Source organism: Mucilaginibacter sp. (genome assembly GCF_039207105.1).
Lineage (GTDB): Bacteria > Bacteroidota > Bacteroidia > Sphingobacteriales > Sphingobacteriaceae > Mucilaginibacter.
Genome location: NZ_JBCECK010000110.1, coordinates 1 through 17,907, shown reverse-complemented (window position 1 = coordinate 17,907; position 17,907 = coordinate 1). Strand labels below are relative to the sequence as shown.

Annotated in this window: 13 protein-coding genes; 3 read left to right on the top strand and 10 right to left on the bottom strand. The window is 39.3% G+C overall.

Features of this window, described 5'->3' with window-relative positions; translation table 11 throughout:
- The 3 genes from AAGC65_RS18695 to AAGC65_RS18685 form a co-directional block, all read left to right on the top strand.
- Positions 1-683 (top strand): hypothetical protein (locus tag AAGC65_RS18695; RefSeq protein WP_343113986.1); only part of this gene is annotated, 683 nt, incomplete at its 5' end.
- Positions 684-697: 14 nt separating this feature from the next.
- Entirely contained in the window at positions 698-1,825 is a 1,128-nt protein-coding gene (locus AAGC65_RS18690) for a DUF5009 domain-containing protein (protein WP_343113985.1), read from the top strand.
- A 34-nt stretch (positions 1,826-1,859) separates the two neighbouring features.
- Positions 1,860-5,126: a GH92 family glycosyl hydrolase gene (locus AAGC65_RS18685; protein ID WP_343113984.1), complete on the top strand. Its 3,267-nt coding sequence runs from the start codon at positions 1,860-1,862 to the stop codon at positions 5,124-5,126.
- Here AAGC65_RS18685 and AAGC65_RS18680 read toward each other — a convergent pair.
- The 10 genes from AAGC65_RS18680 to AAGC65_RS18635 all read right to left on the bottom strand — a co-directional run.
- A complete protein-coding gene (locus tag AAGC65_RS18680) occupies positions 5,113-5,640 on the bottom strand; it encodes a hypothetical protein (protein ID WP_343113983.1) in 528 nt (175 codons plus the stop codon). The genes AAGC65_RS18685 and AAGC65_RS18680 overlap by 14 nt on opposite strands.
- Positions 5,633-6,901: a condensation domain-containing protein gene (locus tag AAGC65_RS18675; protein WP_343113982.1), complete on the bottom strand. Its 1,269-nt coding sequence runs from the start codon at positions 6,899-6,901 to the stop codon at positions 5,633-5,635. The genes AAGC65_RS18680 and AAGC65_RS18675 overlap by 8 nt, the downstream gene beginning before the upstream one ends.
- The gene (locus AAGC65_RS18670; RefSeq protein WP_343113981.1) at positions 6,898-8,178 is read right to left on the bottom strand and encodes a condensation domain-containing protein; all 1,281 of its coding nucleotides are present in this window, start codon (positions 8,176-8,178) and stop codon (positions 6,898-6,900) included. Before AAGC65_RS18670 ends, AAGC65_RS18675 begins: the two co-directional genes overlap by 4 nt.
- Position 8,179: 1 nt before the next feature.
- Positions 8,180-9,451 (bottom strand): condensation domain-containing protein, encoded by a 1,272-nt coding sequence (locus AAGC65_RS18665; protein WP_343113980.1) that lies wholly within the window; start codon positions 9,449-9,451, stop codon positions 8,180-8,182.
- 10 nt (positions 9,452-9,461) lie between these two features.
- Positions 9,462-10,667, bottom strand: a complete 1,206-nt coding sequence (locus AAGC65_RS18660; protein WP_343113979.1) for a nucleotide disphospho-sugar-binding domain-containing protein — start codon at positions 10,665-10,667, stop codon at positions 9,462-9,464.
- A gap of 9 nt (positions 10,668-10,676) precedes the next feature.
- Positions 10,677-11,882 carry a nucleotide disphospho-sugar-binding domain-containing protein gene (locus AAGC65_RS18655; RefSeq protein ID WP_343113978.1) on the bottom strand — a complete coding sequence of 402 codons (1,206 nt, stop codon included), beginning with the start codon at positions 11,880-11,882 and terminating at the stop codon, positions 10,677-10,679.
- Between the two features lie 24 nt (positions 11,883-11,906).
- A complete protein-coding gene (locus AAGC65_RS18650) occupies positions 11,907-12,668 on the bottom strand; it encodes an alpha/beta hydrolase (protein WP_343113977.1) in 762 nt (253 codons plus the stop codon).
- Positions 12,659-12,931 (bottom strand): phosphopantetheine-binding protein, encoded by a 273-nt coding sequence (locus AAGC65_RS18645; RefSeq protein ID WP_343113976.1) that lies wholly within the window; start codon positions 12,929-12,931, stop codon positions 12,659-12,661. Before AAGC65_RS18645 ends, AAGC65_RS18650 begins: the two co-directional genes overlap by 10 nt.
- Positions 12,932-12,945: 14 nt before the next feature.
- Positions 12,946-17,196 (bottom strand): beta-ketoacyl synthase N-terminal-like domain-containing protein, encoded by a 4,251-nt coding sequence (locus AAGC65_RS18640; protein WP_343113975.1) that lies wholly within the window; start codon positions 17,194-17,196, stop codon positions 12,946-12,948.
- A gap of 22 nt (positions 17,197-17,218) precedes the next feature.
- The coding region (locus AAGC65_RS18635) for an SDR family NAD(P)-dependent oxidoreductase (RefSeq protein WP_343113974.1) at positions 17,219-17,907 on the bottom strand (689 nt) is incomplete at its 5' end.

The following is a 17,907-nucleotide window of genomic DNA, read 5'->3' as shown; positions in this document are numbered from 1 at the left end:
ACGATGTATTTAGTAAACAAGAGGGATTTGGCTGGTTTCAAACCGTTATCTCCGTACAGGATGGTAGGCCTTCCAGGCTGATCATTAATTTCAGAAGTGTTGATGAAAACGCTACCGTATTTATTAATGGTAAACAAGTGGCAGAACACAAAGGTTGGAATTCGCCATTTGCTGTTGAAGTTAAAGATTCAACCGAACTTCAAAAACCAATAACGCTGACATTGTTTATAGAAAATTACTCTAATGAAGGAGGGATAGACCAGCCTGTAAAAATTAATAGTATAGGTAACGGCATGGTACTCAATAACTGGAAAATGCTTGGTGGGCCGGGTGATCCTTTTACAAATGATGGTTGGCATAAATCATCTCTGGCGAAAACATTTAAAGGTCCGCAGTTTTTCAGGTCACAATTTAATGTATCCCCAATAAAAGGTAAACAGTTAATCTGGCGTGTACACACCGACGGTTTAGGTCATGGTTCAGTATGGGTAAACGGACATAATCTTGGCCGTTATCCGGAAAAAATAGGCAACATAGGCATGTATATACCCGAATGCTGGCTAAAATCGGGCCTAAATCAGTTAGTTGTTTATGATGAAAGTGGTAACCGGCCAGATAAGGTAAGTGTGCAACAGGAAAAAGAAGCAGGGAGGGTAACCTATACTCTTCAAGGAAAACTATAAATTATATATAACATATGGCTTTATCAAAAGACAGGTTTATAACGCTCGATATTTTCAGGGGCATGACCGTATGCTTCATGATCATCGTAAACGCTCCCGGTTCGGGAGCCACACAATGGGCTCCGCTTGATCATGCTGCCTGGTTTGGTTTTACCCCAACTGACCTGGTTTTTCCGTCGTTCCTTTTCGCTGTTGGGAACGCGTTAAGTTTTTCAAAAAATAAGTTTGAAAGTAATAGTGCTTTTCTGCGTAAAATAGGTAAACGTACATTGATCATATTTTTATTAGGATACCTAATGTATTGGTTTCCTTTTTTTCATCGTGAAGCAAGCGGATGGATATTTAACGCTTTAGGTAACACCCGTATTATGGGTGTATTACAGCGTATTGCATTATGTTATTTCTTTGGGTCGATTATTGTACACTACTGTTCAAAAAAGGTAGCTGTTATTATTTCCGCTTTACTTTTAATTGGTTACTGGGCGTTTTTATTATTATTTGGTGAAGCCGGTAAAGAATTTACTATGCTGGGTAATGCCGGCACGCGGTTAGATATTTTAATCATGGGTAACGCTCACTTATATCATGATAAAGGTGGACCGATAGCTTTTGACCCGGAAGGTTTGCTGAGCACATTACCAGCTATAGTGAATGTTATAGCCGGTTATCTTGCAGGCGCGTACATTCAACGAAAAGGGCGCAATTATGAATCAGTAACCAAGTTATTGGTCGCAGGAGTTGGTTTAATATTGGTTGCCTTATTTTGGGCGCAATTTTTCCCCGTTGCCAAAAAGCTATGGACAAGTACCTTTACTTTGCTTACAGTAGGTATTGATCTGGTGATCATTGGTATATTAATATATGCTATCGAAATAAAGAACATTAAAAGGGGGACTGATTTCTTTTTAGTATTTGGCCGGAATTCACTGGCGATCTACCTTTTATCAGAATTGCTGTTCACCGTAATTTCAACCATTTGGGTAAAAACTGGTTTAAGTTTTTATGATTGGATAAACCAGGCTTTCTATCAGCCTCTTTTTCCAGGTGCATTTGGCACCCTGGTATTTGCATTGTGTTATATGATGCTTTGCTGGTTTGTTGGTTATATCATGGATAAGAAAAAGATCTACATTAAGATATAAGATGAAGTATGCTTGTTTGTTAAAATATTTTGTAATGCTTCTGTTAGCATTGCAAATGAATAAGGCTTTTGGTCAGACCAAATCAAATATCTCTTATGTAAATCCTTTTATCGGAACTACAAAAAGCGGTGTACTTACCCACTGGGGAGGTGATGGTGGTACTTATCCAGGAGCGGTAGCGCCGTCAGGGTTTATACAAATAAGTCCGGAAACGCGTGTTACTGGTGCTAAGGGTTACAATTACATTGATTCGTCTATTTATTACTTCAGCTGTTTTGGTCATCACAGTGGCTTCCCTGAAGGGGCTTCAGGCCGTTTATTTATTATGCCGGTTATCGAAGACCAAATATTGGAGCAAGGAAATTACCGAAGCAACTTTTCACATCTGAATGAGGTAGCTCGTCCGGGCTACTACAAAGTAAAGTTTAACAATAACAACATCATTACCGAAGCCAGCGCTGGCGTACGTACAGGTATAATGCGTTTTACATTTCCAGCAAAAGCAAAAGCGCAGGTTTTTATTAGCAATGCCGGAAAAATTGAGGTCGTTTCAGGTCGGCTCGTTCATGGCTCTGCATTAAATACGGTTATCAATTTTAATGAAAGCTTTATCGATAAAAAGCAAGTAAAAGATGGTTACCTGTTTACTTTTAAGAGTACTTCAACCAAACAAAAAGTGGTTGAGGTAAGATTAGGTACATCCACCGTAAGTTATGCCAGTGCACAAAACAATCTTGATCAGGAAGCTGGCAAAATGAGTTTGGAGATGCTTGCAAGACAAACTGCTAATGAATGGAGCAGGCAATTGGCAACTATAGATGTTGAAGATAACAGTACAGCTAACAAAACCGTTTTTTATACAGCACTATATCATTCCCTTTTAATTCCCTGGGTAATTTCTGATGCTGATGGTAATTACCGGGGCGAGGATGAGGTTGTTCATCATACGTCGGGCAAGGTTCAGTACGGTGGATTTTCTCCCTGGGATACTTTCCGTTCATTGCATCCGCTGTTGAGTTTATTGTATCCGGAAAAACAAAATGATGTTATTTTATCCATGCTGGATATTTACAAACAAAGCGGTCACCTGCCTACAGAAACGATGACTGGAAACCACGCGGTGCCAATTATTGTAGATGCTTATTTGAAAGGCGTTAAAGGTTTTGATAAAATGTTAGCTTACAAAGCCATGAAAAGTAGCATTGTCGATTCGCCTTTTGTACAGAAGGACATGGCTATCTATCATCGCATGTGTTATATACCTTATACCAGTTCTGAATCGGTAACCCGTACGGTAGAATATGCTTATGATGATTGGGCATTGGCACAATATGCTAAATTAGTGATGGGTAATGAAGCTGACTACAGGCTTTTGCAGCAGCGAGGCTTCAATTACAGAAATCTATTTCATCCGGATTCTTTGTTTATGCTGCCCAGGTCTGGAAATGATTTTAAGATCAATCCTGCTATGTCAGGTTATAAGGAGGGTGATAAATGGGTATATTCTTATTTCGTTCCACACAATCCTAAAGATCTGGTCAATTTAATGGGAGGTAATAGCGCATTCGTTGCTCGTCTGGATTCTGCCTTAAGTAATAATGTTATATTATTTGATAATGAAACGGTTATACATCTTCCGTATTTGTTTAGCGCGGCTGGCAGGCCAGATCTGACTCAAAAATGGTGCCGGGACATTATGTTAACCCGCTATAAAAATAGCACGGATGGTTTACCGGGTAATGATGATTTGGGTGCTATGTCAAGCACTTACATATTTAATGCGCTGGGTATATTCCCCGTAAGTCCAGGGCGACCAGAATATGCAATCGGAGCCCCTTTGTTTCAGTCAGCAACATTACACCTCCCTAATCATAAAACATGGATTATTAAAGCCGAAAATCAATCAGCTGCAAACAAGTATGTGAGCTCATTGGCTGTTAATGGAAAAGCTTACCAGCAGCTATCTATGCCTCATGCAGTAATTAGTAAAGGGGGAATAATGAAGTTTGAATTAACTAATACCCCGAACAATAACTGGCCAAAGGAAAAAGACCCTATCGGTTTATCAGAAACAAAAAAGCTTGCAAAGATTAAGTTGTTAAAATATACTATCCGGAAATCAAAAGTTGAACCTAATGAAATATTATGGCTTATATACACAGCTCAAAACATTGGCTCAGTTGGTACAAAAAAGATTAAGTTGTATGTTGATGGGAGGGTGATGGCAACTAAAAACGTACTTGTGCCAGAGGGAGCGACTATTACTGATTCTGTTAGCTGTAAATTATATCGTATTGGAAAGGTTAAGGTAGATTTAGATAACATGGCCGAAAATCAGGTTGAAGTTATTGAGCCAGTTAAACCTGTTGAACATCCTTTTGAAATAACTGATTTAACTTTAAAAGCGCTCATCAGGCAAGGGCAAGAACAGGATTTGAGTTATAATGTTAAAAATCTGACAGGTAATGATAAGCTGTTTGATATCCCTGTAAAACTTAATGATTCTGTTTTATATACAGATCGTGTGCAACTTGCTCCCGGGGAAAAAAAAGTAATTAACCATAATTTCATGATCGGGAAATTAGGTGTTAATTTATTGGAAATAAGCGCTGTAAAATCTTTATATAAAGTATTTGATAATAATATCGGCTCACTATTACTCGATCTTTCTCTTGTAAAAACTACTAATGATCAATACCTGGAAGACGGATCGGGCTTTAAAAACAGTGCCCAAATCATTCAAAATAAACAAGTTATAACTAAATCAGGACAGAAAGTACTGTTAGGTGATGATTGCTTTGTTGAAGTGCAAAATGCTCCATGTCTTGATAATATGGAACAAACCATTACCATGATGGCCTGGGTGTATCCTCAAGGGCAGGAAAGTGGTTTGGTTGATATGCTAACGAAAGGGGATACACATGTTTTGCAAATGACCTATAACAGAACGCTGACATTTTTTGCAGGTGGCTGGGGCAGGGGCGATTGCACAGTAAACCTGCCTGCTAATTGGAAACAGCATTGGCATCACATTGCCGGTGTTTGCAATGGAAATATGCTATCAGTTTATATCGATGGAAAGTTAAGCGGAACATCGGTTGTGGAGGGGCCGGTAAATTTGTCTGTTGCTAATAAATGGCAAATAGGCCGTAATGAAGAATTTCCATCTGAAAGGATATTTCATGGCTATATGGATAAAATAAAGGTTTTTGCGCAACCCCTATCAGCATCCGAGATAGCTGATGTTTTTTCTGGAGAGAGCGAAAATTACTTAAATAATTTACCTATTAAACAGCAATAGGTAGTTTGATTGGCATAATAATGTGTTTTTTTAATTGTCTGACTGATACAAGCGTAAATATAATTGTATAAACGCCAGCAATAATACCGCAGACAACAGCCATTTTAATGCTGTTAAATTGATATTGATCCGGTAAACTCACATGTAATATCATTATTACAGCAAATGCGCATAGCCAGGTATAAAGACTGTTAATACCGCATAATTTAAAAATTGATTTGTTTTTTTCGAAATACTCATCTAAAACAAAGTCAATTTCTCCTTTTTGAGACATTTGCCTGGCATTCCATAGGATGTCAAACGTGATCATAAAAGGTATAAAGGCAGCCATCGCTAACATCATTTTGCCCAAGCTATGATAACCCTCAATTAGATAAAGCACCTTGTCTTGGATAAAATTAAAATAACAAAATATTGGATTAAAGATCACATTAAGTAATATGGCAACAAGGAGCTTTTTCCTGGTAAATTGTTTAATGGTAACTTGTTTTTTAAGTTTAACTATATCAGGCATGCGTTAATTGCTTTAGATTTAAAAATAACATCTCCATCGCTACATCCTTTATTTTTAAAGCATCAGCCTGGCTTAAAAAACTATCGTTTGACATGAATGTAAAATCCATTTGATTTTTAAATGTTGTAGTAACTATGGTATTTGGATTACGCCACGGAAAAGCAACGGTTGGGCTATAAATGGTTTCTAACTCAAAGGAATTATAAGTGTCGGGGATATCAAGCCGACCCATATTAGAAAGCGTGACATCATGGGTGCCATCTGTAGCTCTTAAAAAACTGATCATTTTTTCTATGGTACCATGCATATATTCACCTATCCAGAGCATTTCATAAATGTTGATGGCCTCTATTTTGATCAGCAGATCATCTTTAATTTTTCGGGCAGTATCCCAAAAGGTATTATCGGCTTTTTTTTCAATACTGAGTTCCACAATTGGTGCAAAGGCAAACATGGTATCTTGTTTAATTGCAGGTAAAAAACGTCTGATATCTACCGGACTGATAACTTTTCCGTGAGCCTTGTCACCCAGTATTTGTTGAAAGGCTTTCATATAGGTTACACATAGTGCAGTATGTACAGAAGTACGTTCAAATTTGCAGGCATCGCTTATAGCAAGCGATTGTTCTTCATTAAGTTTCCAGTGCAGGGCATAGCTATTTCCAGTGAATTTATTTCTGGTATTTTTGAATAAAAAATATAGCCTGCTCAAAAAGGAAATAAGCTTACCTTTACGGGCGAGTTTAGCTGTATCGAAATTATCCGGTAACAGTTCTTGTACAGAATTAAAAGATTGATAGGCTTCAAGTTTCAATTGTGGCTCATCCAGTAAGCTTAGCATCTCTCTTAAAATGGTTACTGATGTAGTTCCGTCACAAATACAATGAGGCATGATTAATAGCAGCTCCGATACCTCGGCTGATTTTATCCAAACTACACGGGCAAGAGGAACGTTTTTAACATCAAAAAGTTTAAACCATTCAGTTTGCGACTCTTTTAACCAATCATCATCTGAATTCCTTTCTACCATACGTACAGGAATTTTCTGGATATCTTTATTTAAAATAAAATAAGGCCCACCCTTTTGTTCATTATCTATGCCTACTCGCAATAGAGGATGTTTTTGCTGTATTTTGGCAAGTGCAATAACTAAATTATCCGGATTGATACTTCCACGTATTTTTATAGTGAACACACAATTGAGCGGTGTAGCCTCATCTACATACATGATTCTTTCAACTGTCATTAATTTTCTTTTCATACTGCAATTGCTGATTCGTGACCAACTTGTTCTTTAATAATAGTTATTATTCGATTTTTAATAGCCACCGCTTCATCATAAGGTATAAACAGCTCATTGCCTATAAAGGTAAAGTCCATTAATCCGCGGAAAGTGGAGGCTACAAAGCCGGTTGTATTGCCAAAAGGGCCAACGGCAGATGGGCTATAAATAGTCGCTAATTCAAATGAATTGTATTCATGAGCAATATTTATCCTTCCCAGATTCGAGAACAAAAAATCGTTACTGGGCTTACTATACTTTAAAAAATCAACAAGGTAACTAAAAGATGAATGTGATTGCTCAAACATCATTATCATTTGATGGGGATCCAGTTTGGATACTTTTCCATTTATGATTTCCTGCATTTTTTTGGCATTGCTTATAAAATCCAGTTTGTTGTCAAAAGACAATGCAACCATAGAGACGAACGCGAAAATACTGTCATCATTTATTTTAGGCATATATTTTCGGATATCTACTGGACAGGCAATCTTGTTAAAGAATTTTTCCTTTCTTATTTCTTTAAATACGTTTAATATAATCACACATAGTAAGGTATTTATGGTCACTCCAGACGATTTGGATATAGAAACAAGCTGATCACCGAGTTCTTTATCAAGTTTCCAGTTTATCATGTAATCTTGTTTTCTTTCTGGCAGTTTTTTACTGACCGGAATTAGCCATAAGAGTATAAAGTTGAGAAGCCCTTTAAACTTAGCCTTAAAAATCCGCCTTTTATTTTTGAGTATCTCGACGGGTACAATGTCATACATACTCAATATTGGCGGTTGCTTACCAATGTTTACTTTTTTGTTATCTATAATTTTTAACAAATCAGCCAAAATTGACATAGCTGTACGGCCATCGCAGAGGCAATGATGCATGACTAATATAAGGTCAGACATATTCTCACTCTTGATCCAAACAACTCGCATTAATGGGCCTTTGTTGGTATCAAACAAGGTTGCCCATTCCTTTACTACTTCTGTTTCCCAATCATTATCGGTAAGCCGTGCAACAATTCTGACAGGAATATCGTTGCTAACTTCTTCGTTAACCACAAACCACGGCATGTTCTTTTCATCTACTTCAATAAATGAGTTAAGCAGAGGATGCTTTTCCTGAATTTTACGTAATGCATAATGTAAGTCTTCCGCTGAAAAACTTCCGCAGATTTTTACGGGAACAACTGCATTAAAAGCCTTATTCCCTTCTCCATATATTACCCTTTCGGCAAATAACAGTTTTCTTTTCATACTATACTATGCTTTCGGTAACTATATGTTCTGCAGCTATTTGCATTATTTTATCTCTGATAGCACAGGCATCTTCATAAGTGACCCCTGAATTGCTTATAAATGAAAAACCCATCTGCCCACAGTAGGTAGATGTTATAAGTGCGGTAGTGCGTCCCTCCGCTACCATAACCGAGGGGCTAAATATGGTTTCCAACTCAAACTCTTTATAGTGCTGCCGAATATCCAATTTGCCCAGATTTGAAAGCATACACTCTTTATCCGGTTCCAGGTTTCGCAAAAAACGGACTATCTTATGAAAGTATCTGTGCGCAAATTCTGACAGAATAAAGACCTTATACGGATCAAGTTTAGCCATTTTATTTTTGATATCTTTTTGTATAGCTCGTGCGCTGTCGAAAAAATTAAGACCTGTATAAGCCAATACCTGTATCATTAAAGCAAAGGAGAAAATGTTGTTCTTTTTTATCTGTGGATTAAAATTGCGGATATCTATCTGAAACGTTATTTTTTTGAGCCCGTTTTTCGGCAGAACCTGCTTAAAGGCATCAAAAAGAATAGAACAAATAATTGTGTTTACCGTGACACCTTCGGCTTTACAGCGAGCCATCAATGATAAGCTCAACTCTTGGTCAAATTGCCAATGCAGCAAATAAGCTTTTGTTTTCTCTGCTGGTTTATCCTTGTTTGGAATTAGTGACAAGGTCATTGAAATTATACCCAACAACAACTTAGCCATAATTTGGTGTATCCTGTTATTTAACCGTGCAGGCGGAACAACATCGCTAATCCCTGATATGGAAACCTCAGCAGCTATAAGGGTATCGGGATCATCCAAAAATTGCAAAAACTCTTCCAATATATTCAATATAGAACGGCCATCAAAAAGGCAGTGGTGCGCTACCAGTAAAAACTCTGAAACACCTTTGCCCTTTATCCATATCAGGCGCATCAATGGTTCTTTGTAACTGTTAAAAGGAATAGACCATTCTTTTACCGATTCTGTTTGCCAATCATCATCGTTTATACGCTCTGTAATACGAATGGGGATATTAACCGGGTGTTCGTCATCAACTATAAACCAAGGTTCCTCATTTTTGTCATTTTGTATTACGGCATTAAGCAAGGCATGAGTTTTTTGTAAACCTTTCAAAGCAAGCTGAAGGTCTGTTTCTGAAAAACTACCGCGTACCCGTACGGGTAGGACCGAGTTAAATACAAAGTTCCCCTCTCCATGCATTACGCGTTCAATGAAAAATAATTTTCTTCTCATAAACTATTGATTAATTCAATGGTTCCAAAATTTTTTCAACCTGGGCAAAATCTTCCAGCAGTTGCACCGCTTTGTCATTTCCACCGGCCGCTGTAAATGTTTCCTTTATTTTTAAAGCTGCATTACGATATTGAGGGTTTTGCAGTAGTTTAAAAACAGTATTGCGTAAATCGACTATTCGCAGGCGTTTGTAACGTATGCTAATACCTGCACCTGAGTTTTCAATGAGTTTTGCCGTATGGAAATGATCATATGCGATGGGAGTGATCAGCATAGGTAAACCATTTGTAAAAGTATCGTTAACGGTATTAAAACCGCCATGACATATTACCGCGTTCATGTGAGGCATAAGTTCTGCCTGCGGTACAAAGCTGTTTACGATGAAGTTATCTGGCCACTTCTCAAAAATATCAGGATTGGTGGCCGCTATAATAGTTACAGGTTCATCGGCAAAGGCAGTGATTAACTTTTGAAAAAACTCTTTACGTATATCTACCAATAAGGTACCTAAGGATACAAAAAGCTTTGGGGTTGTGGCTTTTGACAACCGTTCCCAATCAAATGCTGCATTATTTGGCCGGCCTTTTACCGGGCCAACAAATTTCATATGTTGCGGTACCTCACTGAACCCTGCAAAAGCCTGAGAAGTAAATATCATGTTGAGTTTGTGCGAGTGGATAACGATATCATCTCCATAAACCCCAAACTCCTGTTGTAATCCTTTTATCAGATTTTGTTGCCATTCAAATATTTTGGGAGCGCTGCTGGCGGTATCGCCCATTACATCTGGTGGTACAGGTGTGGTAGTTACGCAGGGAATACCTTTTATATGAGCGCATAATGCTCCGGCAAAAGTTATGCAATCATTAATGATAACATCCGGTTTCCAGTGATCAACAAAATTGCTCAGGCCTGGCATCATTATTCGCGCAAATGGAACATAGGTTTCCTCCAGGGCGAGTTTCATTACCTCCGGGCCAGAACATGCGGGGCCATCATCCTGACGTTTTAATATGCGGGCTATTTCATCCTGATGTTCTTCCAGTTCGGCTTCCGGTAGTATATATTCACCGCCTGCAGGCACATGCTTATCGGCAAGAGGGGTAAGCCCCAGCCATTTTACTTCATGACCACGATTAATTAAACTTGCACCTATACTTAGCGTAGGGCTTATATGGCCAAAAAAAGGTGGAACAACAAATAAAAATTTTGCCATAATAACACTTTAATTTTTTAATATTTCAAATGGTTGCTTAAGGGTTATTTGTTCAAGCAGATCTGCTGCAGTTTCTGTACCGCCAGCTTCTATAAATGATTGTTTTAGTTGCTCGGCTGCTGCTTTGTATTCTGGTTTGCCCAGTACCTCCCAAACGGCTTCTTTCAGGTGGGAGGCTTTAAAACGATTGAAGTTTAAGCGTTGCCCGACTCCGGTGCGGACCACACGTCCAGCTACATGTGATTGATCATAAGCAATGGGGATAACCACCATAGGCAAGCCATTTAATAATGTTTCGCAAACGGTATTGTGCCCACCATGACATACTACTGCGTCAAGATGTGGCAGTAATTCTAATTGTGGTACTTGTTTCTTTACAATAAAATTGGAAGGCCAAGCCTCAAATAGATCGGGGTCTGAAACCACTACTACAGTAAGTTCTTCATTGCCTAATGCTTCGATAACTTTGGCGAAAAAGGCCTTTTTATGGTCGTGATCAAAGGTAGTACCTATACTTACCAATATTTTAGGTTTGGCACTGGCCTGCAGCCTATACCAGTCAAACTTGATAATAACTGATCTGCGATTAATAACCGGACCTGTAAAATGGTAGTATGAAGGTAATTCCATTTCTCCAAAAAAAGCTTGCGAGGTAAGTACCATAGTAAGCAAGTTTGAACATGCTACTGAAGTTGTGCCGGTAATACCAAACTCTTGTTGTAAGGCTACAATTTGATTTACTTCCCATTCATGAACTTTTGGGAGTTCGTCCATTACTTTAATAGCTGCCGGCGCGGTAACTGATGTGGCATAAGGCAAATTTCTGTTGATGGCGGCAATAGCGCCGGCAAACATTTGGTGGTCAGTTATTACCAGATCAGGCTCGAATTGATCAAGAAGGCTCACTATACCTTCATAACTGTGGCGATTTAATGGAATCAGTACCTCTTCGTATAAAAACTTAATACTATCAATACCATATACGATTTTCTTGGTTATGATATCTAAATATTGTTCGCTTTCTTGCTTTTGCTCATCGTTTTCATTGTAGCTGATATGCAGCAACTCGCCCCCTTTGGGCAATTTCAAAGCTAATGACTCGTCAAGCGTTATCCAACCTACGCGATGGCCGCGCTGAAGCAAAACGGCACCCATGCTTAAGGTTGGGTTAATATGTCCGGTTAATGGTGGAACAACAAATACAAACTTTGCCATTAGGGAGATGTTTGAGTGTAATGTTTAATTCTTAAAAAATGTATTGATCATATTACCAACCATTACAGGTTCCTGAATAGGAATGTTGTGATCGCCAGGTACCTGTATCAACTCTGAATGCTTTATTTTTTCATTTAACCATTGTCCTGTTTCCAGGCAGTTTGAATCAGTACCATAAAGCAGGAGAGTATCCTTGTTCAAAGCAACAAAACCAGCATTATCCAAAAAATCTTTCTCCGCTATCATATCATTCTTGATACTGGTTTGGTAAAACAGGTATTCATACATCCGGTGATTGCGTTCCATCTGGCGTTTACCCATTTTTACTTTGGTTGTGTTGGTAAAGTTCTCTACATAATGCTCCAAAAATTCTCTGCTATAATCGTCAATAATACCACGTGCTTTTTCATCTTTAGGATCAGGCGCTTCTACAATAGCCAGTTTGTTTATTTTCTCCGGAAAACGTAACGCCATTTTAAGCGCAATTAAGCCGCCAAAACTGTAACCGGTCAGGTGTACTTTATTCAGACTCAAAGCTTGCATGAGGGCGTACAAATCGTCGGTCATGCTGGTAAGGTCATACCCATGCAGGGTACGTTCACTCATACCGTGGCTTTTCAAATCGTACATCACCACATGAAAGTGCTCGGCAAGGATGGGGGCTATATTAAAATAATAAACAGAAAGATTGCTAAACATACCGTGGATCAGAAGCACGGTTTCGGCCGCGCACTTGTTGAATTCCTGGATATGCACATCCCTGTTATTTATTTTTATTATTGGCATTCGTGAATGTAATTAATGATCATACCTAAATTTAAGTTGATAAGCTGGTCAAGATCCATTGAGGATAGCCAGCCGGTAAAGTCGATCTGATTACCAAAGTAGGCCTTTATTTTTTCAGAGAAGGATACAATTTCAATACTGTCCATCTCCAGATCTTTAGTAAAAGAGCTTTCGGGGGTAATATCCATCTCCTCAACAAATTCCTCGCCTATAACTTCGGTTATAAATTGTTTCATCAGATCAAAGATCTCGTCTCTATTCATTTTTGTTGTTGATGCTACTGTGTCCATCCGATTATGTAGTTTTTATGTTTTAATGTTTTGATATAAATGTCATTAATGCGCAGTTCATCACCTTTAATTTCCTGAACTGTATAAGCTTTGGGATTTCCTTGTAAACCTTTGCCCAGGTATTTGCCATAAGCCTCTTTAGCTACCCAGAAACGGGTTGCCCATTCGGCCTGGTCTTTATCTTTTAACAATAGCTTTTCGGCTTCAGTGAAAACCATATCAAAAAAGCCTGCGCCATGCTCTTCAATAGTTTCCATGTCTATACCAACCGGTTTATCAAATTGAGCAATGCCCACAGCATCGGTACCCTTGTGCGCTATAGAAATATGAATACCTTCGGTAAGGCCACCACTTAAATATGGTTTACCCGATTCGTTGTTTTTTACTTCAAAGGTGATAGGGTAGCAGGCTTGTTGCCTTGTTTTATTCAGCAAATTTCTGACTGCGTCTTTTACCGCAACGCGGCTTATCATCCATATTTTTCTTTTGTTAGGTAATATGGTGTTATGATGTTTTTTTTCATCCTGATTAAAATATCTTTTCAGAATAAAATCCCAGGAAACCACACGTGAGTAAGCCTGATGAAACATGAAAATGCCGGGTGCTATTTCTTCTGATAGGCGATTATGTAATGGCGACATGGAAACATTCCATAAAGGCTCGTCAATTTCCAGGCGCCTGTTTTGCCATCCTGAAATAATAGCCCATATCTTTCCTTCTCGTTTCATTACGAAATCAGCTGTGGCAAATTCATCATTCAACTCTGTAAGCACGCAGGTACATTCAAATTGTCCCTGCTGATCTTCCATCGCGCCAAAAAACTCTATTTCATTTATTTTTACCGGGAATGCTATACGATCTTTTGTTAACGTTAATTGCAGCCACAAGCCAAATAACTGACCGGCGTTGTCTAATAATGAACCTTTACCCGCTGCTCCTTCGATAATGCCTGTAATTCCTTTGGTACCTACAGCTTTTAATGATCTGATACCCTGATAACGGGGGCCGTGGAACATATGAGCATCATATATCTGTTCAGGGGTGCGTTGGATGTCAAGCAACTCACCTATATTAAAATCTCTATTTGGAGCTGTATTGAGTTGTGCAGCTAACTGAACCTCAGCATTGGCAAAACGATCCAGATCCAGATAAACACGTTGCTGGTCTTTCCATTCACCCTTAACAATTTCACGGAATGGCTTAACAACGTTCATCCATTGAAATACCTTAATATTCATGATTTTCTGAACCTGTTCACCTGGCGATTGCTCGGCCGCTATTTCACCAAATAACTCAAAAATCATGGTCATTGGTATTACCGGATCCATATCTTCTACATAATGCCATCCCTTGGGCTGTCTTAATAAGGAATGATCTATCAGATAGGGGCAGTTATCAAGTGTAACGTCCAATTGTTTAGTAAACGAAACACGTTTTGCCGGTTGTTGCGTTATTGGCTGCTTTGCAGCCGGCTGTGTGGTTCTGATTCCCGGTTGTAAAGGCCTGCTCTGAAACATTTGAAGCATTTCACTTTGAATGTTTATCATTTCGGTCATATTGCTATTAAAAGCCCTCATAACTGGATCAGCAACATCAACCAGTAATGCTTCCTTAGCTACAGGAAGCTGTTGCTTAACTGCGACATTTTTAAGCCCTTCCAAGCTGTGCACAATTGGTGATCCTAACTGCAGCTTAATGCCTTTTATGATTGTAGGCGAAGCGGATTTTTTAATACCCATAAAATCTAAATCAACCTCTTTGCCCTCTACAAATAATGCCGCTAAAACACGTTGTAGCTGTGTTAATCCAGAACGTATAGGAACGCTTGAAGCTATGGTACTGAAGTTTTTGCCCTTTAGCGTATCATCGATAAAGCCCATTAAGCCGCCTGAGCCAACCTGTATAAACACACACGCGCCTTCTTCATACAACTTTTCGGTAAGCTCACGAAAACGTACGGGCTTAATCAGATGATCTGCACTTAGTTGCCTGATGGCATCAAAACCTTCCGGATATAGCTCTAAAGTAGTAGCCGACCATAAGGGGGTTGTTGTTTTGCGGAACTGCATATTACGCATCCCGTCAAGTATCAGATCAAGTTTATCGGCGACAAAGGGGGAGTGGAAGCCCGATTGAAAAGGTAATATTTGATGAAATATTTGTTTTTCTTTTAGTATGGGTACTAACCCATCCAATGCTGTTTTATTTCCGCAAAGTATCACCTGTTGCGGACAATTGTCATTAGAAAGATAAAGATCTTGAATACCAGCCATGATAGGCTCCAGTTGGTCTATACCGCATCCTACTGCCACAAAACGAGAATCTTTCAGATCAAAAGTTTCGGGGTTTAAAACATCCAGTAATTCTAAAACAGAACTTTCTTCAGCCAGTTCTGATGACCGTGCGGCAAGCCATTCTCCGAGGCTGTGACCGGCATTCATATCTGGTTTTACGCCCAGTTGTTTTAATGCTGTATCTAATATGCTGCTTTTGTTTAGAATGCCTAAGGCTTCGCTTAACAATCCTTCTGTTTTTGTTTGAGTATCAGAACCTATATTAAAGTAATCGGCTATAGTTGTAACCTCGCCGCCTGCCAGGCCATCCAATCCCGGAAAAACAAAAGCTATTTTTCCACCATTGCTGATCAGGGGGGCGTTGGTATACCAAATATCTTGTTTGTTACGCCAAGGAATGTTTTTAGCCGCTATTTTGGTGGCTTTTTGTAACCTTTCGGGTGTTGGATTGAATACAGCTATCCGGTAATCGCCTGTTCCTTCAGAATGATCATTTGTTTCTAAGGCATTTATTAAAGCCGCATGGTTTTCACGAGCTAATAGTAAAACTTTATCTTTTTTAGGTGAGGCAAATCCCTCTAATACAACGTGAGCATTGATGCCTCCAAAACCAAATGCATTTACACCTGCTAATTTGCGCAAGCCTGATGCTGTCCAGTTTTTAGGCTCCTGCACGGCAGAAAACCTTGTTTTATCCATTAGAGCCAGTGGATTTTCGCAATGCAAAGTAGGAGGTAAGGTGTCATGATATAAAGCCAGGCATGTTTTTATAAAACCCGCTATTCCGGCAGCTGGCATGGCATGACCAATATTTGATTTTACCGACCCGATACCTGCATTTGGCAACTCGGGATGAAATCCAAAAAATTGTGATAGGGTCTCCAGTTCAGTTTTATCGCCAAGGGAAGTCCCCGTACCATGTGCTTCAAGATAACCTATTTCATTCGCCGGGGTACCGGCTATTTCCCAGGCTTGTTGGACAGCCTTAAGTTGTCCCTTTACCGCCGGGCTCATTACGCTGGTTCCGCTGCCATCACTGCTTACTCCAACGCCTTTAACAATCGCATAGATTTTATCTTTATCGTTTATAGCATCTTCCAGCCTTTTTAATACCACAAAACCACAGCCTTCGCCTATGATCAACCCATCTGCATTGGTATCAAACGGTTTAATTTTTTCCTGACGGGATAGGGCACCTAACTGTGAAAATATGCTCCAAAAGGCAGCATTTTGCCCTACGTGTACACCACCGGCTATCACCATGTTGCAACGGCTGCTATTCAATTCCTGTACAGCATGATCAATGGCAATGAGCGAACTGGCGCAGGCAGCATCGAGTGTAAAGGCCACACCACCAAGATTTAGGCGATTAGCTACCAACGATGCAACCAGATTAGGAATAAGTCCCATTGCGGTATCGGCACTAAAACGGCCTTTTTTTAATTGAAATTCAGTTTTTACTTTGTCTATTTCTACTTCACTTAAATCGGGTAGTATCTCTTTTAATAACGACGCTATTTGCTCGCCTGTACGTACAATTTCAATAGCCCGGGTAGCACCTGGGCCCGCGTAATTTCCTTTGCCGATGATGATGCCGGTTTTTTCGAGCGAGATATTCTTTTTAAAAACGCCGGCATCTTCCAACGCGCTGTAAGCAAGATCAAGTGTTAACAAATGATCTGGTTCGGTGCCTTCAACGGCTACCGGCAAAATACCAAACCGCCGAGGGTCAAATTCATAATCAGGAATAAAACCTCCCCGATTACAGTAAAAGCGATCAACTCCGGATGAATGTTTATCAAAGTGTACCGGATCTATACGATCTGGTGGCACTATTTGAGTTGAATCTACTTTGTTCAGTATATTTTGCCAGAAAGCTTGTACATCAACCGCACCTGGGAAAATACATGACATCCCTATTACCGCTACATCAGTTTTCTTCATAAGTGATAGGTAGGCTAAAAAATTACCAGTTATTACCGGCCATAATTAAAACCTGGCTTTCTTTTCCGTATTTCAGTTCATTTAAAAATATCTCACGGCCATGCTGCAAAGGGATAAGTGAAATACCACGGCGTTCGTACTCTTTTTCAAGGGTAGGCGATACCATTCCCGCGCCCTTCCAAGGCCCCCAGTTTATGGACATAACCTTACCATTTATGCGCTTATTTAATGCCCAAGCATATTTATCCAATACGCTGTTAGCAGCGGCATAATCTGTTTGTCCGCGATTACCGTAAACCGAAGCAATGCTTGAAAAGAGTATTACAAATTGAGTTTCGGGACGAAGCTGCTCTGCCAATATGCGTAATGGCTTTACCTTGGTGTCAAAAACACGACCGAATGATTCAGAGGTTTTGTTATGAAATAATTTATCTTCCAATAAGCCTGCTCCATGTACAACACCATCTATACGGCCGTAAATTTCATAAACATCGTCAATAAAGCTTGTTAAGCTAAGTTCATCACATAAATCAAGCGATTTGTATATTACCGATGATCCGGTGTTCTGCATCATCGTGATGGTACGCATAATTTGATTGTTTTTATAGATGCGGGCAGCTTCTTTCTCAATTTCCGCAGGTTTTTTAATATCACCTTGTTTAATCAAATAATCGCGGATCTCATCTTTGCTTTGCAAAGCGTCGGCAGCGG